Source organism: Kushneria marisflavi, assembly GCF_002157205.1.
Lineage (GTDB): Bacteria > Pseudomonadota > Gammaproteobacteria > Pseudomonadales > Halomonadaceae > Kushneria > Kushneria marisflavi.
Genome location: NZ_CP021358.1, coordinates 158,167 through 183,861, shown reverse-complemented (window position 1 = coordinate 183,861; position 25,695 = coordinate 158,167). Strand labels below are relative to the sequence as shown.

At 58.6% G+C, this 25,695-nt stretch carries 23 protein-coding genes; 20 read left to right on the top strand and 3 right to left on the bottom strand.

The window, feature by feature from the left end; all coding sequences use genetic code 11:
* The 5 genes from B9H00_RS00905 to B9H00_RS00885 are packed head-to-tail and all read left to right on the top strand — an operon-like array spanning position 1 to position 4,389.
* Entirely contained in the window at positions 1-1,380 is a 1,380-nt protein-coding gene (locus B9H00_RS00905; protein WP_086901627.1) for a MotA/TolQ/ExbB proton channel family protein, read from the top strand.
* On the top strand, positions 1,377-1,913 hold the full coding sequence (locus B9H00_RS00900; protein ID WP_086899069.1) for a MotA/TolQ/ExbB proton channel family protein: 537 nt from the start codon (positions 1,377-1,379) through the stop codon (positions 1,911-1,913). The genes B9H00_RS00905 and B9H00_RS00900 overlap by 4 nt, the downstream gene beginning before the upstream one ends.
* Positions 1,906-2,313: an ExbD/TolR family protein gene (locus B9H00_RS00895; protein ID WP_086899068.1), complete on the top strand. Its 408-nt coding sequence runs from the start codon at positions 1,906-1,908 to the stop codon at positions 2,311-2,313. The genes B9H00_RS00900 and B9H00_RS00895 overlap by 8 nt, the downstream gene beginning before the upstream one ends.
* Positions 2,313-3,092 (top strand): energy transducer TonB, encoded by a 780-nt coding sequence (locus B9H00_RS00890; protein ID WP_086899067.1) that lies wholly within the window; start codon positions 2,313-2,315, stop codon positions 3,090-3,092. Before B9H00_RS00895 ends, B9H00_RS00890 begins: the two co-directional genes overlap by 1 nt.
* A 4-nt stretch (positions 3,093-3,096) precedes the next feature.
* On the top strand, positions 3,097-4,389 hold the full coding sequence (locus B9H00_RS00885) for a tetratricopeptide repeat protein (protein WP_147376524.1): 1,293 nt from the start codon (positions 3,097-3,099) through the stop codon (positions 4,387-4,389).
* A gap of 68 nt (positions 4,390-4,457) precedes the next feature.
* On the opposite strand, the gene xthA is transcribed toward B9H00_RS00885, so the two are convergent.
* Both xthA and B9H00_RS00875 read right to left on the bottom strand, forming a co-directional pair.
* Positions 4,458-5,273: an exodeoxyribonuclease III gene (xthA, locus tag B9H00_RS00880; protein WP_086899065.1), complete on the bottom strand. Its 816-nt coding sequence runs from the start codon at positions 5,271-5,273 to the stop codon at positions 4,458-4,460.
* Position 5,274: 1 nt separating this feature from the next.
* Positions 5,275-5,529 carry a hypothetical protein gene (locus tag B9H00_RS00875; RefSeq protein ID WP_086899064.1) on the bottom strand — a complete coding sequence of 85 codons (255 nt, stop codon included), beginning with the start codon at positions 5,527-5,529 and terminating at the stop codon, positions 5,275-5,277.
* A 171-nt stretch (positions 5,530-5,700) separates the two neighbouring features.
* Here B9H00_RS00875 and B9H00_RS00870 point away from each other — a divergent pair, with 171 nt between their 5' ends.
* Complete coding sequence (locus B9H00_RS00870; RefSeq protein ID WP_086899063.1) at positions 5,701-7,059, top strand: DEAD/DEAH box helicase; 1,359 nt, start codon at positions 5,701-5,703, stop codon at positions 7,057-7,059.
* A 32-nt stretch (positions 7,060-7,091) separates the two neighbouring features.
* Positions 7,092-9,239 carry an ATP-dependent DNA helicase DinG gene (gene dinG, locus B9H00_RS00865; protein WP_086899062.1) on the top strand — a complete coding sequence of 716 codons (2,148 nt, stop codon included), beginning with the start codon at positions 7,092-7,094 and terminating at the stop codon, positions 9,237-9,239.
* An 87-nt stretch (positions 9,240-9,326) separates the two neighbouring features.
* Here the strand turns inward: dinG and B9H00_RS00860 are convergent, their stop codons facing one another.
* Entirely contained in the window at positions 9,327-10,400 is a 1,074-nt protein-coding gene (locus B9H00_RS00860) for a 3-deoxy-7-phosphoheptulonate synthase (protein ID WP_086899061.1), read from the bottom strand.
* Positions 10,401-10,710: 310 nt separating this feature from the next.
* Between B9H00_RS00860 and rpoE the strand changes: the two genes are divergently transcribed.
* The 13 genes from rpoE (at position 10,711) to relA (ending at position 25,660) form a co-directional block, all read left to right on the top strand.
* Positions 10,711-11,319, top strand: coding sequence for an RNA polymerase sigma factor RpoE (rpoE, locus tag B9H00_RS00855; RefSeq protein ID WP_086899060.1), 609 nt, complete (start codon positions 10,711-10,713; stop codon positions 11,317-11,319).
* Between the two features lie 131 nt (positions 11,320-11,450).
* Positions 11,451-12,137, top strand: coding sequence for a sigma-E factor negative regulatory protein (locus B9H00_RS00850; protein ID WP_086899059.1), 687 nt, complete (start codon positions 11,451-11,453; stop codon positions 12,135-12,137).
* Positions 12,138-12,153: 16 nt separating this feature from the next.
* Positions 12,154-13,191 carry a MucB/RseB C-terminal domain-containing protein gene (locus B9H00_RS00845; RefSeq protein WP_169713407.1) on the top strand — a complete coding sequence of 346 codons (1,038 nt, stop codon included), beginning with the start codon at positions 12,154-12,156 and terminating at the stop codon, positions 13,189-13,191.
* 280 nt (positions 13,192-13,471) lie between these two features.
* A complete protein-coding gene (locus B9H00_RS00840) occupies positions 13,472-14,848 on the top strand; it encodes a DegQ family serine endoprotease (protein ID WP_236944320.1) in 1,377 nt (458 codons plus the stop codon).
* Positions 14,849-15,055: 207 nt separating this feature from the next.
* Positions 15,056-16,873, top strand: a complete 1,818-nt coding sequence (gene lepA / locus B9H00_RS00835) for a translation elongation factor 4 (RefSeq protein ID WP_086899057.1) — start codon at positions 15,056-15,058, stop codon at positions 16,871-16,873.
* Positions 16,874-16,915: 42 nt separating this feature from the next.
* Entirely contained in the window at positions 16,916-17,713 is a 798-nt protein-coding gene (lepB, locus tag B9H00_RS00830; RefSeq protein ID WP_086899056.1) for a signal peptidase I, read from the top strand.
* A gap of 118 nt (positions 17,714-17,831) precedes the next feature.
* Positions 17,832-18,515 carry a ribonuclease III gene (gene rnc, locus B9H00_RS00825; protein ID WP_086899055.1) on the top strand — a complete coding sequence of 228 codons (684 nt, stop codon included), beginning with the start codon at positions 17,832-17,834 and terminating at the stop codon, positions 18,513-18,515.
* 73 nt (positions 18,516-18,588) lie between these two features.
* A complete protein-coding gene (era, locus tag B9H00_RS00820) occupies positions 18,589-19,527 on the top strand; it encodes a GTPase Era (RefSeq protein WP_086899054.1) in 939 nt (312 codons plus the stop codon).
* Positions 19,528-19,529: 2 nt separating this feature from the next.
* Positions 19,530-20,240, top strand: a complete 711-nt coding sequence (gene recO / locus B9H00_RS00815) for a DNA repair protein RecO (protein ID WP_086899053.1) — start codon at positions 19,530-19,532, stop codon at positions 20,238-20,240.
* 11 nt (positions 20,241-20,251) lie between these two features.
* On the top strand, positions 20,252-21,031 hold the full coding sequence (pdxJ, locus tag B9H00_RS00810) for a pyridoxine 5'-phosphate synthase (protein WP_086899052.1): 780 nt from the start codon (positions 20,252-20,254) through the stop codon (positions 21,029-21,031).
* 70 nt (positions 21,032-21,101) lie between these two features.
* Positions 21,102-21,998: a cysteine synthase CysM gene (gene cysM / locus B9H00_RS00805; RefSeq protein WP_086899051.1), complete on the top strand. Its 897-nt coding sequence runs from the start codon at positions 21,102-21,104 to the stop codon at positions 21,996-21,998.
* A gap of 2 nt (positions 21,999-22,000) precedes the next feature.
* Entirely contained in the window at positions 22,001-23,374 is a 1,374-nt protein-coding gene (locus tag B9H00_RS00800; protein ID WP_086899050.1) for an rRNA adenine N-6-methyltransferase family protein, read from the top strand.
* Positions 23,375-23,398: 24 nt separating this feature from the next.
* On the top strand, positions 23,399-25,660 hold the full coding sequence (relA, locus tag B9H00_RS00795) for a GTP diphosphokinase (protein WP_086899049.1): 2,262 nt from the start codon (positions 23,399-23,401) through the stop codon (positions 25,658-25,660).
* Positions 25,661-25,695 lie beyond the last annotated feature (35 nt).

Sequence of the window (25,695 nt, the reverse complement as noted above, 5' to 3'; positions counted from 1 at the left end):
ATGACCCGACCTCTGGCAGGGGCGGCACTGGCCATGATGGTGGGCGTCTCCCTGCCGGCATCGGCCGCCGAACAGTCCGCGCCGTCGCTTGAAGATATCGTCCAGAGTTATCAGCAGGGCGCGGCTCAGGCGCAGCAGCGTGACCTGTCGCGTCTTGACACTTTGCTGAAGGATCGTGGGCAGCTGGAGCAGGCCGTGGCGGAGGCCGAAGCGCGTCAGCAAAAGGCTCAGGCGCGTCGTGACAGTCTCGACGGCACACGCCAGCGCCAGGAAGAGGCAATTGCCAGCATTAACGAGCGACGCAACAGTGAAGGCGATGATCTTCAGCCCATGTTTGATCGCCTTCGTCACGAGATCGATGACACCCGCGACAGTCTGAAAAACAGCTGGCTGACGCTTGGCAGCGATATTTCTCTCCCGTCGCTGGACGATTCAAGCATTGCCTCTAGCGATGATCTCGAGCAGTACGCGCAGTCGATGAGTCAGCTGATCGCGCGCAGCGCTCAGGGCGAGCATCTGACGCTTCCCGTGGCCGGGCAGGATGGCAACATCACTCAGCGTGACGTGGTGCGTCTTGGCGGAATGAGTGCGTTCAGTGGCGGGGATTTGCTGAGTGCACCAAACGGTGACCGGCCGCTGGCTGTGGCTGCCCATACGCCGGACAGCGTCTCGAGCGAACTTAAAGCCCTGGCCAGTGGCCAGGGGGACACCATGGCGCTTGATCCCACTGATGGTGAAGTGCTTGAAGCGCTGGCGCAGCAGCCTTCGCTGCTTGAACGGATCAAACAGGGTGGCGTGATCGGCTATATCACGCTGGCGCTGGGCGCGGTCGGACTTTTGATTGCACTGGCCCAGTTTGCATGGCTGGCGCTGGTCAGCACGCGCACTCGCCGTCAAATGCATCACTTTGAAGAGCTGCGCAGTGACAACCCCCTGGGGCGCGTGCTCAAGCGCTTTGGACAGCAGCAGCGCTACCACGAACCTGAAGTGCTTGAAGCCCGCATGGACGAGATGCTGCTGGCCGAGCAGCCGGGACTGGAACGCGGCCAGGCGGTCGTCAAGGTGATCGCTGCCATTGCCCCACTCATGGGGTTGCTGGGGACAGTGACCGGCATGATCGGCACCTTTCAAGCCATTACGGTGTTTGGCAGTGGCGATCCCAAAATGATGGCCGGCGGCATCAGTCAGGCGCTGGTCACGACTGTGCTGGGTCTGGTGGTGGCCATTCCGCTGCTGTTTGCCAACACCGCGCTCAACAGTCGCAGCCGCAATCTGATGAATCTGCTGGAGCGCCAGGCCAGCGCGCATCTCGCCGATCGCATGGACGAACAGCAGTCAGGGCTTGAAGCCGATACCCGGCGTCATGGAAGTGCATCATGATCGAGGCGCTGGTGCATCCCATTGCACGACTGGCCAATGCCGGAGGTCCGGTACTGGTGGTGATCGCGCTGGTGGCGGTTGTGCTGTTTACCCTGGCGCTTGAGCGACTGATCTACTGGCAATGGCGCTATCGTCGCCAGCGTCAGGCGCTCATCACCCGCTGGCAAAAGCGACATGAGCATGTCAGCTGGAGCGCACGCACGTTGCGCGAGTGCTGGTGCGGCGAGCTGATCAGTGCGCTGCGCGCTTCGCTGCCGTGGCTGAAGCTTCTGGTGGCCCTGTGTCCGCTGCTGGGGCTGGTGGGTACCGTCACCGGCATGATTCAGGTCTTTGATACGCTTTCCATTACCGGTGTTGGCCAGGCTCGTGGCATGTCGGATGGCGTGGCACGCGCCACGCTGCCGACGCTTGCCGGCATGGCGGTAGCTGTGGTGGGCATTCTCTTTACCAGTCGGTTTGAACATATCGTGCGGCGTGAGGATCAACATCTTCACGATCGACTGACCCGTGCCACGGAGATCGATCATGCGTAGACGGCGAACTCGCATGGAAGAAGACGCCACCGGCATCGATCTGACCCCGATGCTGGACGTGGTCTTTATCATGCTGATCTTCTTTATCGTGACCACCAGCTTTGTACGTGAAAGCGGCGTGGATATTGATCGCCCTGAATCGAGTGAAGCCACCCAGCGCAATGACACGCAGGTGCTGGTAGCGATCACTTCGGAAGGAGCTGTCTGGGTGGATGGCCAGGCCGTTGACAGCAACGCCGTGGGTGATCGCGTCAAGGATGCCCTGTCAGGAAGTGACGGCAACGTGGTCATTCAGGCTGATCGCGCTTCACAGACCGGGCTTTTGATTCAGACCATGGACCTTATCCGCCAGGCAGGCGTCGAGAATGTGGCGGTCGCGGCGTCGCGAGGGGGGAACTGATGCGTCAGGCGCTTGCGCTGCTGGGCGCGCTGGCTCTTGCACTGCTGCTGTTCTGGGGCCTGGCCCTGATGGTGGCACCGCCCGAGCCCCGTGAGACGCCTCAGGAAGCCATGACCATGTCGATCGTGGATGATGTGGCCGCACCCGCCAGAGCGCCTGAAGCGTCGAACGACATTGCCGCGGCGGCACCGCCGCCGCCGCCACCAGCCGCGCCTGCGCGGCCGGCACCGGCGCCACAGCCGGCAGACAACGTGCAAAGCGACATTCAGCTTAAAAAACAAAAGGTCAGCGAACCACAGGCACCGGACGTCAAAATGAACGACGACCTGCCGGAACTGGAGGTCAAGCGGCCCGAGCCAACCCCTGAACCAAAGCCCGAGCCCAGGCCGCGTCCGACACCAACGCCGTCCAAAAAGCAGACCACACCTGCGCCGTCATCCCAGGGCACGCAGCAAAGCGAGCAGCAGGGGAGTCAGAGCGGTGGCACGCCCGATGGGGCAACGGCTCAGGGCGGCGGTACGGTACAGGCACAGCCGACAAGCAGAGTGCAGCCCGAATATCCCATGCGGGCGAGGCGTCGTGGTGAAGAAGGCTTTGTCGAGCTGAGCTTTATCATCAATGCCGATGGCAGTGTCAACGCAGGCTCCATTCAGGTCACGGCGTCAGATCCTGATGGGGTGTTTGACAGGGCTGCCCGCGATGCTGTCAAACAGTGGCAGTTTCCGGCTCGCGATGCGCCGGCACGTACGCGTCAACGGCTGGTTTTCAAGCTGAGGTAATGCCATGTTTCGTCACTATCGTCTTCGTTGTGGGCATCACTGCCGGAGTCGGCTGAAAACGTTGATGGCCATGGGCGTCGGTCTGGCCATGCTGCTGGGCGGTGAGCAGCGTGCGCTGGCTGCCGGTCCGGCGCTGTCGCAGCAGAGTATCGACAGGCTGCAGGGGCTTGAGCGCCAGCTCTCCAGCGGCCACTACCAGCAGGTCGTGGAGTCGGCACGATCGCGCGCCGCCAGTGCCGGCAGCAGTCAGGCGGATCAATGGGCCCGGGCACTGTATCTACAGCTGGCCGCCAGCGCTGCACAGCGCATGGATCAGCCCGGTCGGGCCGCCGATCTGCTTTATCAGGCACGCGCTATCGAAACGGCGCCACTGTCCCAGCGTTTGCAGTGGCTTGAACAGGAAGCAAAGCTTCGGCTCAGGGCTGGACAGATGGATCAGGCTTCGGCGCTCTTTGATCGCTGGCAGGGCCAGGCATCGCTTGGGAGCGATGATCTCTGGCTGGGGGCGCGCATTCATGCTCGCCTTGAGCAATGGGATGACGCCCTTCACTGGGTTCGGCTTGCCCGCCAGAACGATGCGTCTCCTGACAGCGAGCAACTGGCACTGGCAGCCAGTATCTATCAGCAGTCCGGACAGTTCAGCGAGGCCTCCCGCGCGGTTGAAGAGCAGCTCAATCAGGATGATAGTGATCCTGCTCGCTGGCAGCAGGCGGCGGCGTTGTACCAGCGTATTGGTCAGCCTGACCGAGCCGCTGCGCTTTGGGAGGCTGGCTGGCAGCGCGGTATTCTCAAGGGCGAGGAGGCGTTGCTCACCCGGGCCAGACTGCATATGGCCGGTGGTACGCCGGCACGTGCGGCAGAGATGCTCTCGGCGGCGCTGGATCAGGGCAGCATCGAGGATACCGAGGCGAACCGTCGACTGCTGGCAAGCGCCTGGGCGCAGTCACGCGATCACCACAAGGCGTTACAGGCCTGGCAGGTAGTTGCCGAGCGCAGCGATGACGCACACGACTGGTACATGCTGGGGGATCTTGCCTATGGTTGGGGTGTCTGGTCACAGGCCGAAAAGGGATTTGCAAAAGCGCGGGCCAGGGGAGCTGATAACCCGGGGCAGCTTCTGCTGATGGAGGGTGTGGCAGCGTACGAACAGGGCCGCCTCGACCAGGCACAACAGGTTTTTCAGCAGGCTGAAGAGTTCGGTGACAGTGCGGATCAGGCGGGGCAGTGGCTTGCTCTGATCGAGAGTGACCGCCGCAGCCAGCAGTCCAGTCTCTCTTCACGAATTTCAATGCGCTGAAGCAGATATGGCCCGCAAAGAGCGGGCCATATCATCATTGAATCAAGGAGCCAAGCCCTGGGAGTGCGTCAATCCACGTTTAGCGAAGTCCAGACCGGGGCGTGATCCGAGGGGCGCGTCATGGCCCGCAGCTCATAATCGATGCCGGCATCCTGCACGCGAGGCGACAGACCCGTACTGGTCAGGATGTAGTCGATGCGAAGGCCTCGTTTGGGTTCGCGGTCGAATCCCTTCGATCGGTAGTCAAACCAGCTGAACAGATCATCACGCTGCGGATGACAGCGGCGATAGCTGTCTTCAAATCCCCAGCTGGTTAGGCGTTCGAGCCAGCCACGCTCTTCGGGCTGAAAGCTCGTTTTGCCTTCTCTCAGCCAGCGTTTGCGAGCGGGCTCGCCAATGCCGATGTCAATGTCGGCAGGAGAGATATTGAAATCGCCCATGACCGCGATCATCTCATCAGGACGATGTGCCTGTTCCAGATGGCGCGAGAGCTGGTCATAAAAGTGACGCTTGTTGGGAAACTTGGTCGGATGATGAATACTCTCACCCTGCGGAAAATAACCGTTGTAGACCGTTAATGGGCCGGCAGGCGTTTCCAGCGTCACCGCAATCATGCGGCGCTGCGCCTCATCGTCATCATCCGGCAGTCCGAGCTGCACCTGCGTCGGCGCCGCCTTCGTGAGGAGTGCCACGCCGTAATGCCCCTTTTGACCGTGATAGTGCACGTGATAGCCGAGACCGGCCACGGCATCGAGGGGGAACTCGCTGTCCTGAACCTTGGTCTCCTGCAGGCCGATGACGTCGGGTGCATGAGCCTCGACCAGCGCTTCAAGCTGATGCTGGCGGGCACGAATACCGTTGATATTGAATGAAACCAGGCGCATGTCAGCTGTCTTGTGATGAATCGGTCGGGGGAGTGTCGTCCTGCGGATGCAGCGACAGGGTCGTGGCCTCGCGGCGCTGGCGCTCCAGCTTGCTGGCGGCCTGACTCTTGCGCTGGTCGCGCTTTTTGGCCGCAAATCGCGGCGTGGACTGTAACTGGTCGGGATTGTCATGCCGCCAGCGGCGGTAGTCCTTGCGCTTGCCGGTACGGATGGTCACCTTGTCGGCCAGCGAGCGCGTCTTCTTTCGACGGGTCATAAAAACCTCTCGTGTCTCGCCTGAAGCAGTGTGCTGCAGTGGCGTGCAGTTTAACAATTTGCGCGCGCGCTGGCTTGCCCCTGACACGGTTGATGCACAACTGAGTCGGCGGTGCTGATACAATGCCCGGGTATCTTGTCTATTCATCTCAAGCCAAAGTGATCGCAGCATATGAGTGAGTCGGAAAACTCTCAGCCGGCACAGACGTCGGCGGAGGCTCCCGCCAATGCCAATCGTCGGCCCAAGCGCCGTCGTCGCAAGCCCCGGCGCAGCCAGTCCCGCAACAATGCTCAGACCGGCAGCGTTCAGGGCAATCAGGCGTCCGGGAGCGACAACCATACCGCTTTGCCGGAAGTCCCGGCCGTGGCAGGCAAGTGGCGTTTTCAGGATTTCAATCTGCCGATGCCCTTGATGCAGGCCATCGCCGATCAGGGCTTCCATTACTGCACCCCGATCCAGGCCGAAGCGCTGCGCCATACGCTGCTGGGTGGTGACGTGGTCGGCAAGGCGCAGACAGGCACCGGCAAGACCGCGGCCTTTCTGATTTCGATTCTGGCCTATTTCCTGGAAGAGCCGGCACCAAATGGCCAGAAACCGGGCGCGCCCCGGGCGCTGATCATTGCGCCGACGCGTGAACTGGCCATGCAGATTGAAAAGGATGCCAGGGCGCTGATGACCCATACCTCGCTGAGGGTGGCCAGTGCGGTGGGTGGCATGGATTATCAGAAGCAGCGCCAGAAGCTTGAAAAGCCGCTAGACATTCTGGTGGCCACGCCCGGTCGTCTGCTCGACTTTCATCAAAAGCGCGACGCCGATCTTTCCCAGGTGGAAGTGCTGGTGCTGGATGAAGCCGATCGCATGCTCTCGATGGGCTTTATTCCGGACGTCAAGCGCATCATTCGTGCCACGCCCAAAAGCACCGAGCGCCAAACCTTCCTGTTCTCGGCCACGTTTACCCAGGACATTCTTAACCTGGCCAGTCAGTGGACGCATGAACCGGCACACGTCGAAATTGAAGTCGATGCCAGCGCCGCTGCCAACATTGATCAGCGGGTCTATCTGGTCAGCGATGCCGAGAAATTTACCATTCTCAGGCGTCTGATCGAGCGTGAGAAGCTGGAGAAGGTGATGGTCTTCGCCAATCGGCGTGACCTGGTACGCAAGCTCGATGACCGTTTGCGCAAGGCGGGCATCAATGTGGCCATGCTCTCCGGTGACGTGCCGCAGAAAACACGCGTCAGCACGCTCGAACGCTTTCGCGAAGGCAAGGTTGCCGTACTGGTGGCCACTGATGTGGCCGGTCGTGGCATTCACATCAACGACATCAGCCACGTCGTCAACTACACGCTGCCCGACGATCCGGAAGATTATGTCCATCGTATCGGCCGAACCGGCCGCGCCGGCGCACAGGGCACCTCGATCAGCTTTGTCGGTGAAGAAGACGGCTATGCGTTGCCGGAAATCGAAGCCTACATCAAGGATCGGCTCCCCTGTCAGCAGCCGCCGGCCAATCTGCTCAGTGATGACTGAGGGCGCCGTGTACCACAAGGCGGAGAAGACACTTGCTCGACGACGCGCTTAAACGCGAGATCCAGACGGCCTATCGACGCGTGATCGAGGCGCGCTCGCTCAGACCGCGCTACGGTCAGCGTCTGATGATGGCCGAAATTGCCCGAACGCTTGGCGATATCAAGACCGATGAGCAGGGCAAGCGGGTCAGTCAGGAGCATGTCTGTGTGCTGGAAGCCGGTACCGGTACCGGCAAGACCCTGGCCTATCTGCTGGCGTCGCTTCCCATCGCAAAGGCGCAGGGCAAGCGCCTGGTCATCTCGACGGCGACCGTTGCGCTGCAGGAGCAGGTCCTGCACCAGGATCTGCCGATGCTGAAGGCCAGCAGCGGGCTTGATTTCGAGTATGCGCTGGCCAAGGGGCGCGGGCGCTATGTCTGCGTGGCCAAACTCGATCAGCTGATGGACGGGATGGAAGAGAATCCGACCATGTCGCTGTTCGAGCAGAGCCTGGTGAGTAGTCAGGAAGATATTGGCGAACTGGCCCGGGAGCTGGCCGATGCCTATGGCAGCGGGGAGTGGCAGGGCGACCGTGACAGCTGGCCGCAGGCCATTGCTGACCCTCAGTGGCGTCGTCTGACCGTCGATCACCGCCAGTGCACCAACCGACGCTGTGGGCATTTCGGTGCCTGTGCCTTTTTCCGGGCGCGGCGTGGTATGGATGAAGCCGATATTATCGTTGCCAATCACGATCTGGTACTGGCCGATCTGTCACTGGGCGGGGGCATCGTACTGCCCAACCCAAAAGATACGATTTATGTCTTTGATGAGGCGCACCATCTGCCGGACAAGGCGCTGGAGCACTTTTATCATCGCCAGGGCATCAATGCGGCGATGCGCTGGCTGGGTCAGCTCAAGAAGTCATTGACGGATCTCAATACGGGCCTTGGCGCGCAGCACACCATCGCGCGCCTGCTGGGGCAGTTTCCGGAAGTTCTGGCCAGTATCGAGCCCCGGCTGGGGGATGCCTTTCGCCTGGCACAGCCTCTGGCCGAGCGGACGCCGGAAGACAACGAGCGACTGCACTACCGTTTTACCATGGGCAGGCTGCCGGCCGCCTTTCGCGATCTGGCCCAGCAGCTGGTAACCCCCTTTGCCGAGCTGTCGCGGCATCTGGAAACCATCAGCGATATCCTTCGAGAAAGCCTCGATCCGGACAAGTCCACGGGGCTGGCACGTGAGCAGGCGGAAGCTTGGCTGCCGCTGATCGCTCTTGTTCACGGGCGTGCCCTTGAAGCGCATGCGCTATGGCAGGCCTTTGGTGCCGATGAGGTCGAGGATGCTCCGCCTCAGGCGCGTTGGCTGACCTTCGAGCAACGCTCGGGTGAGGCGGAGCTGACCTTTTCGGCCAGCCCGGTCAGTGCGGCTGAAACGCTGGCCCGTTATCTCTGGGGCAGCTGTCACGGCGCGGTGTTGACATCGGCGACCCTGACGGCACTGGGTCGCTTTGATCGCCTTCAGGAGCGTGCGGGGCTGGCCAACCGCTATCGCTATCAGAGTTTGCCCAGCCCGTTCGATTACTCCCGTGCGGTCCTGTCTGTGCCGCTTGAAGCCGTTGATCCGGGTGATCGAGAGGCACATGAAAGTGCCATCGTCCACTTTGTCGAAAAGCTGGGCGAGGACGAGGCCGCGCTGGTGCTCTTTTCATCGCGCAAGCAGCTTCGCGCCGTGACGGCCAGGCTTGAGGCAGATGTGGCCGGTCGTACGCTGTCTCAGGATGACATGCCAAGGCGTGAGTTGATCGAGCGCCATCGAAAGCGTATCGATGATGGGCAGGGCAGCATCATTCTGGGGCTGGCCAGCTTCGCTGAAGGCATTGATCTGCCGGGGGACTATCTGACCCACGTGGTGATCACGCGCTTGCCCTTTGCCGTGCCTGACGACCCGGTGGGCGCTACGCTGGCGGAATGGATCGAATCCCGGGGCGGCAATCCCTTCATGCGCATTTCGGTGCCCGATGCCTCGATCAAGCTGGTGCAGGCCTGCGGACGTCTGATTCGCAAGGAAGTCGACAGCGGTCGTATTACTCTGCTTGATCGTCGTGTGTTGACGCGTCGCTATGGACGAGCATTGCTGGATTCGCTACCGCCGTTTCAGCGTGATATCGAGGGTGCGGGGGCATCTGCCCCCCTGGCTTCCTGAGCTTCAGTGTTAATACCTACCCGAAAGCACAAAAAACCCGGCCTTGGCCGGGTTTTTCATGCGAGCTGTGCGCCCAGGCGGTGATGCTCAGCGCTTGCGCGTTTTAAGCGGCTCGCCCAGCTTGTCGTTGATCTCCAGCAGCAGCTTCTCGCTGGTATCCCAGTCGATGCAGGCGTCCGTAATCGACACGCCATACTCAAGTTGCGAGGGGTCGCTGGTCAGCTTCTGGGCACCCCAGTTGATGTGGGACTCGATCATCAGGCCCATGATGGAGGTGTTGCCTTCCAGAATCTGCTGAGTAATGTTTTCAACGACCAGAGGCTGCAGGGCCGGGTCCTTGTTGGAATTGGCGTGAGAGCAATCGACCATGATGTTGGTCTTGAGGCCTGCCTTTTCCAGCTCCTTTTCGGCCAGCGCCACACTAACGCTGTCGTAGTTGGGCCGACCGTTGCCGCCGCGCAGAACGACATGGGCATTGGCATTGCCGCGGGTACGAATGACGGCGACCTGACCCTTCTGGTCGATGCCCAGGAAGTTGTGCGGTGAGGCCACCGAGCACAGTGCGTTCATGGCGACATCCAGACTACCGTCGGTGCCGTTTTTGAAGCCGACCGGTCCTGAAAGCCCCGAGGCCATTTCGCGATGCGTTTGTGATTCGGTAGTGCGTGCCCCAATGGCAGACCAGCTGATGCAGTCCTGCAGGTATTGTGGCGAGATCGGATCCAGCGCTTCCGTGGCCAGTGGCAGACCCATTTCACAAAGCTCGACAAGCAGGTTGCGGGCCAGATGCAGTCCATTCTCGACGTCAAAGGAGTCATTGAGATGCGGGTCGTTGATCAGTCCCTTCCAGCCTGTTGTCGTGCGGGGCTTTTCAAAATAGACACGCATGACGATAAACAGCGAGTCACTGACGCGCTCTGCCAGGGCCTTTAGACGTCGGGCATAGTCCTGTGCGGCTTTGGTGTCATGAATGGAGCAGGGGCCGATGACGACAAGCAGGCGAGGATCTTCACCGCTGAGAATGCGTTCGATGGTGCGACGGCTCTCGATAACGGTACTTTCAGCTTCTTGTGAAAGGGGAATCTCGCGCTTGAGCGCTTCGGGAGTAACGAGTACGTCCTGGGAAAGAACGTTGAGATTGTTGACCTGTTGCTGTGACATGAGCGTGCAATCCGGCAGTACTTGGAAGTCGAAACGAAATGTGATCTGCATGATACGCGGCTGGCAGAGAATACTACCATGGAACCACGGTACTTTTTCGTGGTCTCAATACTTTACAGTTTCCGGGGGCTCATGTCCGATGGATGGATGTCGACTTGATGAGGCGTCGATAAAGGGGAACACTAACGCCATGGATCAAGGCCCGGAGCTTTCAGGTTATCACTATGATTTTAATTGTTTGTTACTTTCCTGAAGGGCCTGAAAAGACAGGTTCGAAAGGTTTGAGCCCTGTCGTTGCGGGGGATCGCGAATGGGGTTAAAGGAAACGGATCATCAGCTGGTCGAGCGGGCACAGAAAGGAGACAACCAGGCCTTTGACCTGTTGATACGCAAGTATCAACACAAGGTGATCGGCCTTGTGAGTCGCTATGTCCACGATCAGGCAGAAGTGCATGATGTGGCGCAGGAAGCCTTTATCAAGGCTTACCGGGCATTGGGGCGGTTTCGAAATGAAAGCGCCTTTTATACCTGGATGTATCGCATCGCGATCAACACTGCGAAAAATTATCTTGTTGCGCGTGGGCGTCGTCCGCCCAACAGTGACATGGACATCAGTGACGCAGAAGTACTGGATCAGAGTGGGCGGCTGGCGGATATCGACACGCCCGAGTCTGCCATTGCACGCGACCAGCTTGAAAAGGCGGTGTTCGAGGCGATCGAAAATCTGCCCGAGGATCTAAGGACGGCCATTACGCTTCGTGAGTTTGATGGTCTTTCCTATGAGGATATCGCCAGCATCATGCAGTGCCCGGTGGGCACGGTTCGCTCTCGTATTTTCCGGGCAAGAGAGGCGGTTGATAACCGAATCAGGCCGCTGCTTTACCCGGAAGAGCAGGATGACATGGTGCGCGAGCAATGAAATGGATCATGAGTTGATCCGAAAGCAGGAGAATTACCGATGAGATGTCTTTCATGGGTAAAACTTAATCGAGTTTGGACTGTCTACCATACCGTGACGATGCGTCACGACGGGTTTGAGGGTGTCTGGGTATGAATCAGAAAGTACGGGAATCCCTTTCGGCATTGATGGACGGCGAGTGCAGCGAGTTCGAAACTCGTCGAGTGCTCAAGTCGCTGTCAGAAGATGCGTCCGAAGAGGCCGATACCTGGCGTCGCTATCATCTCATGCGCAGTGTGATGCAGCGCGAAAGTGCCATCGATGTGACGACCGATCTGTCTGCTTCCATCCGGGCGCGTCTTGAACAGGAGCGTATGGAGGATGGTGCTGCCAATCAGGAAACACATCAGCGACGCAACGTGCCGTTCTCCTTCATGGGCAGTGCTGCCATTGCTGCAGCTGTCAGTCTCATGGTCATGACCGGCGTTCAGGTATATCGAGCCAATACGGGCGTGGATAGCGTCCCCGGCAATAGCGGCACAAGCCTTGCATCGAGCGATGCCACCATTGACGGTACGGGGTCCATGACGGGCGGTAATGGTGCCATGGCCTCTCTGGCAGCCTTCCGGGGTACCGGTCAGGAAGGAGGCAACGTGATGCCTATCGGCGCCCAGACGTCCTGGTTCATGGCGCCGGGTGAAGAGGATGCTGCGCGTAACGATCGTCAGCAGGCAGAAGTGCTTCAAAACTATCTGAACCGACATGTCGAGCAGGCAGGCTATCGCAGCAATGTCTGGATGGCGAACATGCAGGGTCTGGCACCTGCCAGCGGCGAGTAAGGCGGACCTTCAAACGATGCGACAATGGTTTTGTGCTTCCTTGATGGGCGCCTTGCTGTGTTCGCCGCTGTCTGCGGTTCAGGCCGATGCCGGTAAGCCGGACAACAACAGAAGTGTGGCGCAGATTTCATGTGACCAGCTGGATCAAGAGGTTGGTGACAAGGGGGAGCAGTGGTTCAGGCGCAGCCTGCTGTCTGAACGCTGCTACGCCTTTCAGGCAGTAGCCCTGAGGCTGGGCATGGGTTCCCTTCGAACCTTTCTGTTTGAACATCGTATTGACGACGGCCAGGAAGAGGAGCGTATTCAGTTCCTTGATGGTCCCGCCGAAACCATCGAGCACAAGGGGCATTCTCCGGGGCTCTGGTGGACAAGGGGCTCGGATAATGCCCTGCGCCTTGCGTCCATCGACGATACCGTAAGGCAATTGCAGGATCATTATGATTTCAGCCTGATCGCGCGTGATGTCGTGGCTGGCCGCAATGCGGTCGTGATGGACGTTACCCCCCGCGATGATCAGCGCTTTCCCCATCGGCTGTGGCTGGATATTGCCAGTGGTCTGCCCCTTCGTCAGCAATTGCTGAATGGCAAGGGTCAGGTTGTCGATACCGTGCAGATTGTACGTATCGATTCGCTGGTACGTTTCAGTGACACTCTTTATCTCCACGAACCTGATGATACTGATACCGCCATGCCGGAAGCCGACTGGCATCCGGATTGGCTGCCAGAGGGATTCTATCGTCAGCCCGCGTCTCTTGATGTCACGCTCAATGGTGCAAATCTTGAGCGCGAGCTTTACAGCGATGGGCTCGCGACACTCAGCCTCTTTGCTGGCCCTGCCAGGGACAATACGGCACTACGTGAAGGCGTTCATCAACTGGGTAATTTTCGCGCCGCTGCGCGTCATCTTCAGCATGATGGTCAGTCATGGCAGATTATTGCCGTCGGTGCCATGCCGGCAAACGTGCTTACCCGTGTGGTATCACAGGTAAGCCTGCCAGACGACTCAATCGATGACAGCCAGCCCGGTTCAGGCAGCGAAGAGACATCTCCCTGAACGAGAAGGGCGCCTATCACGCCTTGAATAAAAACGGTGATTGGTTGAGGTCGTGAAACTGAATTCATCCTTAATTGTCTATTGGAGGCGACAGGGCGAGCCTGCTCCCTCCTGAACGTCCCCTGTATCTGCTACCGCCATAGCCAATAAGAGTATCCGGAGTTCAAAGATGGCCGACCTCTCATTTCATTACCCGCCTGTTACTGATACTTCCGCAAATCGCCAGCCTGCCCATAGATGGCAGATCATGGCGTTCTTGATGCTGTTAATGACAGCTCTGATGATCATGTCTCTGCCGGCCAGAGCCGTTGAGCAGCGAAATGGTCTGCCGGATTTTACGGCGCTGGTTAAAAGCGCTGCCCCGGCGGTAGTTAATATCTCAACGACGCGGGAAGCCGCTGCTCGTTCCGGCATGATGGGCCCCAATCAGCAGTTGCCCGATATCTTCCGTCACTTTTTTGGTGATCAAATGCCACCCGGCTTTGGTGGCGCGCCTGATCAGGGTGGAAGCAGAACACTGAGTTCGCTGGGCTCTGGTTTCATCATCAGCAAGGATGGCTACATCCTGACCAACGCCCACGTCATCGATGGAGCAGATACCGTGACGGTCCGACTCAACGATCGTCGTGAGCTCAAGGCCAAAGTGGTCGGACAGGATCAGAAAACGGATATCGCCTTGGTCAAGGTCGACGCCAACGACCTTCCCACGCTCAAGATGGGCAACTCTGACAGTCTCGAAACCGGTGAGTGGGTCGCGGCCATTGGCTCTCCCTTTGGATTCGATCACTCTGTCACTGCAGGCATTGTCAGTGCCATTAACCGTACGCTGCCCACTGACAGCTATGTCCCCTTTATCCAGACCGATGTGGCGATCAACCCCGGTAATTCCGGTGGGCCGCTGTTTAATCTGGATGGAGAAGTGGTTGGCATCAACTCCCAGATATTTACACGCAGCGGGGGCTTCATGGGCGTCTCCTTTGCCATCCCGATCAATGTGGCCATGGACATTGCCGATCAGCTCAAGGACAACGGGCGCGTTGATCGCGGCTGGCTGGGTGTAGTCATTCAACCTGTCTCCGAGGACCTGGCCGATTCCTTTGGTCTGGACCGTGCCCGCGGCGCGCTGATTGCCGATGTCGCACCGGAAAGCCCTGCTCAAAAATCGGGTCTGCGCTCGGGCGATATCATTCTCAAGGCCGGTGACAGCGATATCGAGTCGTCCGATGCCCTGCCGCGTCTTGTCGGGCGTGTCTCGCCAGGCGACAGCATCGATCTGCTAGTACAGCGCGATGGTCACGAGCAGACGATCAAGGTCAAGGTAGGGCAATGGCCTGATGCCGACAGCGATGCCGGTAACGTCTCAAAGACGGGTAGTGATAGCGTCGGCCTGTCGGTCTCGGGATTGAGCGCCGAACAGCGCCAGCAACTCGGGATTGATGCCGGCGTGCTGGTTCAGCAGGTGGCGCCGGATAGTGCTGCCGCACGTGCCGGCCTTCAGCCGGGTGATGTGATTGTTGAGCTGGCGGGCAAGGCTGTGGATTCCGTCGGCACACTGCGCAAGCTGGTCAGCCAGCTGGATGATAAAAAGGCGGTCCCTGTGCGTATCAATCGCGATGGTGCCACGCTGTTTGTTCCGTTACGCCCGAGCTCGCATTGATCGAGCGGGTTGATCAAGGGGGCCTGCTCGGGCCCCCTTTTCTGTCACCCGATCCGTTTTGCACTTGGGACGTCCTTCATGGCATTGCCTATCACCTGATTCCCCAACACGCTACAATGCGCCCATTTTCGGCCATGGATTGCGCGCAGAGTTTATGCCGCGCCGAAGCGCCATGGCTTACGACGCTTTAACAGGTGATCACCTCGAATGACGAATGACGCAAGCAACGGGACGCTGAAACACATCCGCAATTTTTCGATCATTGCCCATATCGACCACGGCAAGTCGACCCTGGCTGATCGTATCATCCAGATCTGCGGCGGGCTGACCGAGCGCGAGCTCAAGGAGCAGGTACTCGACTCCATGGACCTTGAGCGTGAGCGCGGCATCACGATCAAGGCGCAGTCGGTCACGCTCGATTACAAGGCCGAAGACGGTACGGTTTATCAGCTTAATTTCATCGATACTCCCGGGCACGTCGACTTCTCCTATGAAGTGTCACGTTCGCTGTATGCCTGTGAAGGAGCGCTGCTCGTAGTGGATGCCGGGCAGGGTGTCGAGGCGCAATCGGTGGCCAACTGCTACACCGCCATCGAACAGGGTCTGGAAGTACTCCCCGTACTGAACAAGATGGATCTGCCTCAGGCAGACCCGGACAAGGTCATCCACGAAATCGAGGAGATCATCGGTATCGAGGCGAGCAATGCTTCGCGTGTCTCGGCCAAAAGCGGTCTTGGCATGGAAGGTCTGCTCGAGCAGCTCGTCAGTTTCATCCCGCCACCAAAAGGGGATGTCACCAGGCCGGTTCAGGCACTGATCATCGACTCCTGGTTCGATAACTATCAGGGGGTTGTCTCACTGGTGCGGCTTTTCGACGGGACGCTCAAAAAGGGCGACAAGATCCTGATGAAATCCACCGGCCGCGAGTGGGAAGTCAACGATATCGGCATATTTACACCTCGCCAGACCAGCACCGGTATGCTGCGTGCGGGCGAAGTTGGCTATATCGTGGCTGGTATCAAGGATATCCAGGGGGCGCCGGTGGGTGACACCATCACTCATGCCAAGACGCCTCAGGTCGAGCGCCTGCCCGGGTTTCAAAAGGTCAAGCCGCAGGTTTATGCCGGCATGTTCCCGATCAGCTCCGATGATTACGAGGATTTTCGTGACGCGCTTGAGAAGCTTGCGCTCAATGATGCCTCGCTGGATTACATTCCCGAAAACTCGGACGCGCTCGGCTTTGGTTTCCGCGTTGGCTTTCTGGGCACGCTGCACATGGAAATTGTGCAGGAGCGTCTGGAGCGCGAATACGATCTTGATCTGCTCACGACCGCACCGACTGTTATCTACGAACTTGCAATGGAGGATGGAGAGCTTCTGTATGTTTCCAATCCCTCCAAACTCCCGGATATGTCCTCGGTTCAGGAAATTCGCGAGCCCATTGTGCGCGCCAATATCCTCGTGCCACAGGAATACGTTGGCAACGTCATCAACGAGTGTGTGATCCGCCGCGGTGTGCAGCTCGACATGCAGGTACTGGGCAGCCAGATGCAGCTGGTCTATGAGCTGCCGATGAGTGAGGTCGTGATGGACTTCTTTGATCGATTGAAATCCATCTCAAAAGGCTACGCTTCACTGGATTACAGCTTCGAGCGCTTTGATGCGGCCAAACTTGCTCGGCTTGATGTTCTGATCAACGGAGACCGGGTCGATGCGCTGGCGACCATAGTTCATCGTGACCAGTCTCATCAGCGCGGACGCTCGCTGGTCGACAAGATGCAGGAGATGATTCCGCGTCAGATGTTTGATGTCGCAATACAGGCAGCACTCGGTGGCCATGTTGTGGCACGTTCCACTGTCAAGGCGTTGCGCAAGAACGTGACGGCCAAGTGTTACGGTGGTGATGTGTCGAGAAAGCGCAAGCTGCTCGACAAGCAAAAGCAGGGTAAAAAACGCATGAAGCAGGTCGGCAAGGTCGAAATTCCACAGGATGCCTTCCTGGCCGTACTGAAAGTCAATGATTGAGCGTAGCCCCGGCTACGCTCCCGTGAGTCGGGAAAGCATGTAATGGATTTTTCACTTCTGCTGGTGGTCGCCGTTTTTGTGACCGGGGCGATCTGGCTGCTCGATATCGCTGTATTGCGCCGTACGCGCAAGACTTCTACTGGAGGCAGCCGACCGCCGGGAGAGGTCACTCACGATACGGCAGCGTCCAGCACGCCGAAGGAGCCCTGGTATGTGGATTATTCCAGGGCCTTTTTTCCAGTGCTACTGGTAGTGCTGGTATTGCGCTCCTTTGTCATTGAGCCGTTTCAGATCCCATCCCGCTCCATGGAGCCAACGCTTGATGTCGGAGACTTCATTGCCGTCAGCAAGTTCTCCTATGGTCTGCGCCTGCCGGTAATCAATACAAAGATTCTGGACGTTGGTGAACCCGAACGTGGCGATATCATGGTTTTTCGCTTCCCCGGAGACCCGTCGGTCAACTATATCAAGCGTGTGATCGGGGTTCCCGGAGATCGCATCCGCTATCAGGACAAGCAGCTTTATATCAACGGACAGCCGGTTCGAAAGGAGCTGCTGGATGACAACAGCGTTGACGACACTCAGGCGCTTTACAGGGAATACCTCAAGGGCGCCGAGCACCATATCTTCAATAATCTTGACGCGCCCGGACCGCAGATGAGTGAAGTCACCGTGCCGCCCGGCCACTACTTCATGATGGGCGACAACCGCGACGACTCCAACGATAGCCGTTACTGGGGCTTTGTCCCGGAAGAGAATATCGTGGGCCGTGCCTTTGGTGTCTGGATGCACTGGAATGGTGGTCTGCCGGACTTCACCAAGGCCAGATTGCTGCACTGACGTTTGCCGTTTTCTTTCCGTCAGAAGGTTCTGATGGAAAATCCCATCTGACAGAAGCTGTCGAAGGACAGCTTCTGTTATCATTTATGCCTGTTTCATTGAATAAAGCGACTATCTCGTGAGCAGTTCCCTCAACATCCTCAGCGACCGTCTCGGCTATCGTTTTGACGACAAGAGCCGCCTTGAACTTGCCCTGACGCATCGCAGCTACGGCGGTGCCAATAACGAACGCCTCGAGTTTCTGGGCGATTCCATTGTCAACTTTGTCGTGGGTGAGGCACTTTATTCGCGTTTTCCTCAGGCACGTGAAGGGCAGCTTTCAAGACTCAGAGCGCGGCTTGTGAAGGGAGAAACGCTGGCCGAACTGGCACGCGAGTTCGAGCTTGGCCAGTTTCTTCGCCTGGGCTCCGGTGAGATGAAAAGCGGCGGTCATCGCCGTGATTCCATTCTGGCTGATGCCGTGGAAGCCATCATCGGCGCCATCTATCTTGATAGTGACATGGTCATTGCCAGACGTTGTGTGCTGGCCTGGTATGAAACGCGTCTCAAGGCGCTCAATCTTGAGGATACCCAGAAGGATCCCAAGACACGCCTGCAGGAATTCTTGCAGTCTCGCCAGATACCGCTGCCGCGCTATGAGGTTCTCAATATTGAAGGAGAGGCTCACGCCCAGCAGTTTACGGTCAGCTGCCATGTTGATGTGCTCAAGGCGCCCACCAGTGGCACCGGTGCCAGCCGCCGGCATGCCGAACAGCAGGCGGCCGAGCAGGCGCTGGCGCTGATCGAGTCCGCCCGGCGATGATTGCTTGCCCTAGCGCGATAAATCCTGCGAATCACCCTTTTAACACCGGACACACGTTAACGTGGAGCATCTCATGAACGATATCACCACGGACGACACTCCCGAATCCGGTGCGCCCACGCGCTGTGGATTTGTGGCCATTGTCGGCCGCCCCAACGTGGGCAAATCGACCCTGATGAATCGCATTCTGGGTCAAAAGATTTCAATTACTTCGCGGCGTCCGCAGACGACTCGCCACCAGGTCATGGGCGTCAAGACCGAAGCCGATACGCAAACCATCTATGTGGATACGCCTGGTATCCACATCATGCAGAAGGACCGTAATCGGGCCATTAATGCCTTCATGAATCAGGCTGCCACGCAGGCATTACGTGATATCGATTGTGTTGTCTTCATCGTTGATCGCACGAAATGGACCAGCGAAGACGACGTCGTGCTGGAGAAGCTCTCTCACGTTCAGGCACCGGTGATCGTGGCGGTCAACAAGGTGGACTGGATCGAGGATCGCTCGAAACTCATGGCCTGGCTGGCCGAGCTTGAAAAGCGTCGCAACTTTGCCGCCATCGTGCCGATCTCGGCGCGTCATGGCACCAACGTTGAGGCACTCGAGGCCGAAGTTGCCAAACACCTGCCGCAGAACGTTCATTTCTTCCCTGAGGATCAGGTGACCGATCGCAGCCAGCGTTTTCTGGCTGCCGAGCTTGTGCGTGAAAAGGTCATGCGTCAGCTGGGTGACGAACTGCCCTATCAGATGACGGTAGAAGTCGAGCAGTTTCGTGACGAAGGTCACATCATCCATATCCATGCCCTGATGCTGGTCGAGCGCGATGGTCAGAAAAAGATTCTGATCGGAGAGGGGGGGGATCGCATCAAGAAAATCGGTCAGGAAGCCCGCCTTGAAATGGAGCGGGCCTTTGACTGCAAGGTCATGCTCAAGCTCTGGGTCAAGGTCAAGCGAGGCTGGTCGGATGATGCACGCGCTCTGAAAAGCCTCGGTTACGATCTGGACTGATCATGGAATTGCAGCCGGCGTATCTGCTGCACCGTCAGGCCTGGCGTGAGACCAGTGCGCTGGCCGATATTCTGACCCTGCATGATGGGCGTATTCGCGCCGTGGCCCGCGGGGTCATGCGTCCGGGTAGCCGAACACGTCACCGTCTTCAGCCCTTCACGCCGCTGCATCTGACCTGGCAGGGTGAAGGAGATCTGAAAACGCTGAGGATCATTGAATCCCAGGGCCCAGGGGCCATGCTGGCAGGGGAAGGGCTCATCTGCGGTCTTTACGCCAATGAATTGATGAGTCGTCTTTTGCCGCTATCGATGCCGGTGGACACCCTGTTTGCCTTTTATGCGGCCCTGCTTGAGGCCCTGCCTTTTCCCGACCGACGCAGCGGTGCGCTCAGGCGCTTTGAAATTACACTTCTTGAAGCGCTCGACAGTGAGCCTGTCTTTCTCGATGAGCAGGACAGACCGCTGGATCGTGAAGGGCGTTATCTCTACAACCCTGCCTTGAAGCGTTTTCGTCCGGCACCTCCGGAAGAGCCAGCGTTCGAGGCGCGTGCACTGGGGTGGCTGGCGCGTGGAGACTGGGATTCCTCGGGCCTTGCCGGTACCGCTCGTGTCCTGATGCGTCAGGCGCTGGCGCCGCTTCTGGGGAGTCGTGAATTGCGCTCTCGTGAACTGATGAATGAGCTGATGCGCCGCCGTCGAAACGGCACACGCTGAAGGAGAATGACATGTCTGACCAGATCGCCAATGCCTTGCCACCGCGTATTCTGCTGGGGGTCAACGTTGATCACATCGCAACGCTGAGGCAGGCGCGAGGTACACGTTTCCCTGATCCGGTACAGGCCGCGCTGATCAGTGAAGACGCTGGCGCTGATGGCATCACCATGCATCTGCGCGAGGATCGTCGTCATATTCAGGATCGTGACATTGAGCTTGCCACGCAAATGCTCAATACGCGTCTTAATCTTGAAATGGCCGTGGTCGAAGAAATGATTGCTCTGGCCGAGCGCCTCCGGCCTGCCAACGTCTGCCTGGTGCCTGAAAAACGTGAAGAGCTGACCACCGAAGGCGGGCTGGATGTGGTCGGCGGTCTTGATCGCATTCGCAAGGCCTGTCAGCGCCTGAGTGCGGTCGGTTGTGAAGTGTCATTATTTATCGATCCCGAGCCGGCTCAGATTCGAGCGGCCTTTGATGCCGGCGCTCCCGTGATAGAGCTGCACACCGGTGCCTGGGTGGAAGCGTCGGGTCAGGATGCCGACATTGAGCTTGCTCGTATTGCCGCGGCTGCCGAGATGGCTCATACCCTTGGCATGACCGTCAACGCAGGCCATGGTCTTCACTACCACAATGTGGAGGCCATTGCGGCCATGCCCTGGTTTCATGAGCTCAATATTGGTCATGCGATCGTGTCGCGTGCGGCATTGACCGGGCTGGGTGAGGCCGTGCGGGAGATGAAGCGCTTGATGGTGCAGGCGCGCGCCTACAGCACGTTCGAGCGCCCGGACTGAAAACAAAGCATTAAGCGGGCCGCGCTATAATTGGCTCTTTTCTGGCATCCCGTTGATTCTGGAGCGCTGCATGGATTACCCCACAATTGAATCCACCGTCGGGCATACCCCGCTGGTGCGTCTCAAGCGACTTCAGGTGGGCAGCAATACGCTGCTGGCCAAGCTTGAGGGCAATAACCCCGCTGGTTCGGTCAAGGACCGACCGGCGCTTTCGATGCTCACGCATGCTGAGGCACGGGGTGAAATCACGCCCGGCGATACGCTGATTGAAGCGACTTCCGGCAATACCGGCATTGCGCTGGCCATGGCCGCCGCCATCCGCGGCTACAAAATGATTTTGATCATGCCCGACAGTGCCAGCAGCGAGCGCAAGCAGGCCATGGCGGCCTACGGTGCTCGTCTGATCGAGGTGACCAGGGATCAGGGCATGGAAGGTGCCCGGGATCTGGCCGATGCCATGATCGCTCGCGGAGAAGGCAAGCCGCTCAATCAGTTTGCCAATCATGACAATCCGCTGGCGCACTTTGAAACGACCGGCCCTGAACTCTGGGAGCAGACGGGCGGCAGGATTACCCATTTCGTCAGCTCCATGGGTACGACCGGGACCATCATGGGCGTGTCGCGCTATCTGAAGTCGAAAAACGATGCGATTCAGATCGTAGGCCTTCAACCCGAGGATGGTGCCAGCATCGCCGGTATCCGTCGCTGGCCTGAAGCCTATCGGCCGAGCATCTTTGAACAGTCACGTGTTGATAGAATCATCGATATCGGCCAGCAGGAGGCTGAAGAATACATGCGGCGTCTGGCGCGCGAGGAGGGCATTCTGGCTGGGGTTTCCTCGGGCGGCGCGCTGGCCGGCGCCCTTCGTATTGCCCATGAGGTCGACAACGCCGTGATCGCCTTTATTGTTTGTGATCGGGGAGATCGATATCTCTCCACCGGTCTTTATGCTCCGGAGCAGCACTGATCATGGCCATGTTGGGACAGCGTCGTCAGCAGCGCCCCGCAACGCGCAAGCGTCTTGAATCACCGGGAGCGAAGCGCGACGACGAAGGTAGTGTCGTGATCAAGCGTCTGGCGCACGATGGGCGCGGCGTGGCGCACAATCGGGAGGGCAAGACGCTTTTTATCGAGCAGGCGCTACCCGGTGAAGAGATCGAAGTGGCCATCCATACCCAGCACGGGCGATATGATGAAGGGCATGTACGCCGTGTACTCAAGGCCTCTGATGAGCGTGTGACGCCCGGCTGTGCGCATTTTGGACGCTGCGGGGGCTGTGATCTGCAGCATCTGGCCATTGAAGGTCAGCGTCGCTACAAACAGCAGGTGCTTGGTGAGCATCTGGCGCGCCACGACATTGCCTTGCCTGAACCGTTGTCGCTTGCCGGGCAGGCGTGGGGATATCGCCGTCGCTCGCGACTGGGTGTGCGCGTTGGTAATGATGGTCGCATCCATATGGGCTACCGGGTGCGAGGGCAGGATCGATTGTTCAACATCGAGCAGTGCCCGATTCTTGAGCCACGCCTTGAAGTGTTGATCGAGCCGCTGCGAGCCCTGATCGAAACCCTTGAGGCCCCACGTCGTCTGGGTCATATCGAGCTGGTGGCCGGGGATGACCACGTCATGATCACTCTGCGCCAGCTACGGCGTGTGCCCGGCGATCTGGCACGCTGGCAGGCATTTGCGAGAACGCATGAAGTGCTCTTGAGTGTTCTTTGTGGTGAAGGCGAAGCGCCGGTATCGGAACGCCTGGATGATCATCCTGACGTATGGCCTCATTACCGCGCGCTTCCCAAAGACGATGCGGCCAGTATCCATGTACGAAGTGGCGATTTCCTGCAGGCCAATGCCGAGGTCAATCATCAGCTGGTAGCGCAGGTACTGGCATGGGCCGAAGTGAGTGAGGAAATGCCGGTCGTGGATCTTTTTGCCGGAGTGGGTAATTTTTCGCTGACGCTTGCGGCTGCGGGGGCTCGGGTCATCGCCTACGAAGGTCGAGAGTCAATGGTGCAGCGCCTGCGCGATAATGCAGAAAGAGCCGGCGTGTCGAATCATGTCGAAGCACGCTGTACGGATCTTGCCAAAGCGCCTGCCGGTCTTGAGGATGCCGCACTTGTGGTGCTCGACCCGCCTCGTGCCGGTGCTCAGGGCATTTGTCAGTCACTGGCCGTCAAGGGGCCCTCAAGAGTGCTTTATGTGTCCTGTGAACCGGCCACACTGGCACGCGATGTGCATCTATTGATCGAGGGCGGCTATCGCCTTGTCAAGGCCGCGGTGGCCGACATGTTTCCGCAAACGGCACATCTGGAATCGCTGGTGCTGCTCGAGCGTCAGCCTACATAAAAGACATGATGGGAATCGCGTTACATGGTCAAGGTTCGTGAAGATCAGCCGCTCGATGCCGATGGACGGGTCGATATCACGACCTGGATGACACATCTTCAAAACGAAGTTGCGCTCAAGGACCCAGCCGAGCTTGAGCGCGCGTGTCGATTTGCAGCGAAGATCAATCAGGAGGCGGCCAGTCAGCAGCCTGCCTGGCGTGATATTTACTCTGCCTTTCGTATCGGTCTTGAAATGGCCGATATTCTCAGCGAGCTCAAGCTCGATCAGCAGGCCATTACGGCTGCAGTCCTTTATCGCAGTGTGCGAGAGGGTCTGACGCGTCTGGAAGTGATCGAGCGCGAGTTCGGGGCGGAGGTCTCGGGCTTGATCGATGGCGTGCTGCGCATGGCTGCCATCTCTCAATTGCAGGCACCGGATCATCAGGGCATGACCCAGCACAATCAGCAGGAAAATCTGCGTAAGATGCTGGTTGCCATGGTGGATGATGTTCGGGTGGCTCTGATCAAGATTGCCGAGCGCACCAGCATGCTGCGTCAGGTCAAGGACGGCTCGCGTGAGCGTGCTCTTCGTGTGGCGCGTGAGGTCTTTGATATCTATGCCCCACTGGCGCATCGATTGGGCATCGGTCAGATCAAATGGGAGCTGGAGGACCTTTCCTTTCGCTACCTGCATGAAAACGATTACAAGACCATTGCCAAACAGCTGGCGGAGAAGCGGCTGGATCGCAATCGTTATATTCACGATGTGGTGGATACGCTCAAGCGTCTTCTCGAGGCGCAAAACATTACGCGCTACGATCTTTCCGGGCGTGCCAAGCATATTTATTCGATCTGGCGAAAGATGAAGCGCAAGCACATCGACTTTTCACAGGTCTATGATGTGCGCGCCGTTCGGGTGCTCGTCCCCGAGGTGACCGATTGCTACACGGTGCTGGGCATTGTGCACTCGCTGTGGCATCACGTGCCCAACGAGTTTGATGACTATATCGCCAACCCCAAGAAAAACGGCTATCAATCGCTGCACACGGCGGTCTTCGGCCCGGAAGGCAAGGTGCTGGAAATCCAGATTCGTACCTTCGCCATGCATGAAGATGCAGAACTTGGCGTATGCGCGCACTGGCGCTACAAGGGCACGGATGTTGACTCCAAAAGTCGCAGCTATGAGCAAAAGATTGCCTGGCTGCGTCAGGTGCTGGAGTGGCAGGAAGAGGTCGGCGAGCTTACCGATCTGACCGAAGGGCTCAACTCCGATATCGCCCCGGATCGTATCTACGTCTTTACCCCTGATGGTCATGTCATCGACCTGCCGCGGGTGGCCACGCCGATCGACTTTGCCTACCGCGTCCATACGGAAGTCGGTCACCACTGCCGTGGCGCCAAGGTGGATGGTCGTATCGTGCCCTTGACCTATCGCCTGAAGACCGGTCAGCAGGTGGAAATTCTCAATGCCACCAAGGGCGGGCCAAGCCGCGACTGGCTCAACCCCTCGCTGGGTTATGTCTGCACCTCCCGGGCCCGAGCCAAGATCCAGTCATGGTTCAAGCTGCAGGCGCGAGAACAGAATGAAGAGGAGGGGCGCGTCCTGCTGGAGCGTGAGTTTCGTCGTCTCGATCTCGAGCGGCTGGACCGTACGCGTCTGGCCCAGTCGGTCAACTACAACAGTCCCGAGGACATGTACGCCGCCATTGGCGCCGGTGATCTGCGTATCGGGCAGGTGCTCTCTCAGGCGCAGCATCTTTTTGGTGAAACCGAAGATGTCGACGAGCTTGACCGTCTGCTTGCCCGTCCACGTCGTCAGGGCGTGCGGGAGAATACCGATACCATTACCGTGCTGGGGGTCGGCAATCTCAAGACCCAGATGGCGAACTGCTGTCATCCTGTCCCCGGCGACGACATCGTGGGGTTCATAACTCAAGGGCGTGGCGTGACCGTTCACCGTCAGGACTGCCCCAATATCCTGCAGCTTCAAAGCGATGAGCCGGCGCGTATCGTTCAGGTCGAGTGGGGGCAGCAACAGCCGATCCAGTATCCGGTCGACATTGAAATCAAGGCATGGGATCGCTCCAACCTGCTGCGTGATGTCACCGGTATCCTCTCCAATGAAAAGGTCAACGTTCTGGGGGTCAACACTTCGACCAATCGTGATGATCACATGGCGACACTGAAAATCACCCTTGAGGTGTCAGGTCTTGATGCCCTGTCCAAGGTGATCAATCGAATCGGGCAGTTGACTAATGTGACCGATATTCGTCGACTGCGTCAGGGGGGCGGCAATCTACATTGACCCCCTGTAGATGTATTTTCGGTAGATAAGGGCCC

Coding starts and splice junctions, on each gene's coding strand:
- B9H00_RS00860 (WP_086899061.1), bottom strand. CDS start 10,400: ATGTCACAGCAACAGGTCAACAATCTCAACGTTCTTTCCCAGGACGTA.
- B9H00_RS00895 (WP_086899068.1), top strand. CDS start 1,906: ATGCGTAGACGGCGAACTCGCATGGAAGAAGACGCCACCGGCATCGAT.
- rpoE (WP_086899060.1), top strand. CDS start 10,711: ATGGGGTTAAAGGAAACGGATCATCAGCTGGTCGAGCGGGCACAGAAA.
- pdxJ (WP_086899052.1), top strand. CDS start 20,252: ATGTCTGACCAGATCGCCAATGCCTTGCCACCGCGTATTCTGCTGGGG.
- cysM (WP_086899051.1), top strand. CDS start 21,102: ATGGATTACCCCACAATTGAATCCACCGTCGGGCATACCCCGCTGGTG.
- B9H00_RS00845 (WP_169713407.1), top strand. CDS start 12,154: ATGCGACAATGGTTTTGTGCTTCCTTGATGGGCGCCTTGCTGTGTTCG.
- B9H00_RS00905 (WP_086901627.1), top strand. CDS start 1: ATGACCCGACCTCTGGCAGGGGCGGCACTGGCCATGATGGTGGGCGTC.
- B9H00_RS00850 (WP_086899059.1), top strand. CDS start 11,451: ATGAATCAGAAAGTACGGGAATCCCTTTCGGCATTGATGGACGGCGAG.
- lepA (WP_086899057.1), top strand. CDS start 15,056: ATGACGAATGACGCAAGCAACGGGACGCTGAAACACATCCGCAATTTT.
- B9H00_RS00840 (WP_236944320.1), top strand. CDS start 13,472: ATGATCATGTCTCTGCCGGCCAGAGCCGTTGAGCAGCGAAATGGTCTG.
- recO (WP_086899053.1), top strand. CDS start 19,530: ATGGAATTGCAGCCGGCGTATCTGCTGCACCGTCAGGCCTGGCGTGAG.
- B9H00_RS00870 (WP_086899063.1), top strand. CDS start 5,701: ATGAGTGAGTCGGAAAACTCTCAGCCGGCACAGACGTCGGCGGAGGCT.
- B9H00_RS00875 (WP_086899064.1), bottom strand. CDS start 5,529: ATGACCCGTCGAAAGAAGACGCGCTCGCTGGCCGACAAGGTGACCATC.
- xthA (WP_086899065.1), bottom strand. CDS start 5,273: ATGCGCCTGGTTTCATTCAATATCAACGGTATTCGTGCCCGCCAGCAT.
- lepB (WP_086899056.1), top strand. CDS start 16,916: ATGGATTTTTCACTTCTGCTGGTGGTCGCCGTTTTTGTGACCGGGGCG.
- relA (WP_086899049.1), top strand. CDS start 23,399: ATGGTCAAGGTTCGTGAAGATCAGCCGCTCGATGCCGATGGACGGGTC.
- B9H00_RS00890 (WP_086899067.1), top strand. CDS start 2,313: ATGCGTCAGGCGCTTGCGCTGCTGGGCGCGCTGGCTCTTGCACTGCTG.
- B9H00_RS00900 (WP_086899069.1), top strand. CDS start 1,377: ATGATCGAGGCGCTGGTGCATCCCATTGCACGACTGGCCAATGCCGGA.
- era (WP_086899054.1), top strand. CDS start 18,589: ATGAACGATATCACCACGGACGACACTCCCGAATCCGGTGCGCCCACG.
- B9H00_RS00800 (WP_086899050.1), top strand. CDS start 22,001: ATGGCCATGTTGGGACAGCGTCGTCAGCAGCGCCCCGCAACGCGCAAG.
- B9H00_RS00885 (WP_147376524.1), top strand. CDS start 3,097: ATGTTTCGTCACTATCGTCTTCGTTGTGGGCATCACTGCCGGAGTCGG.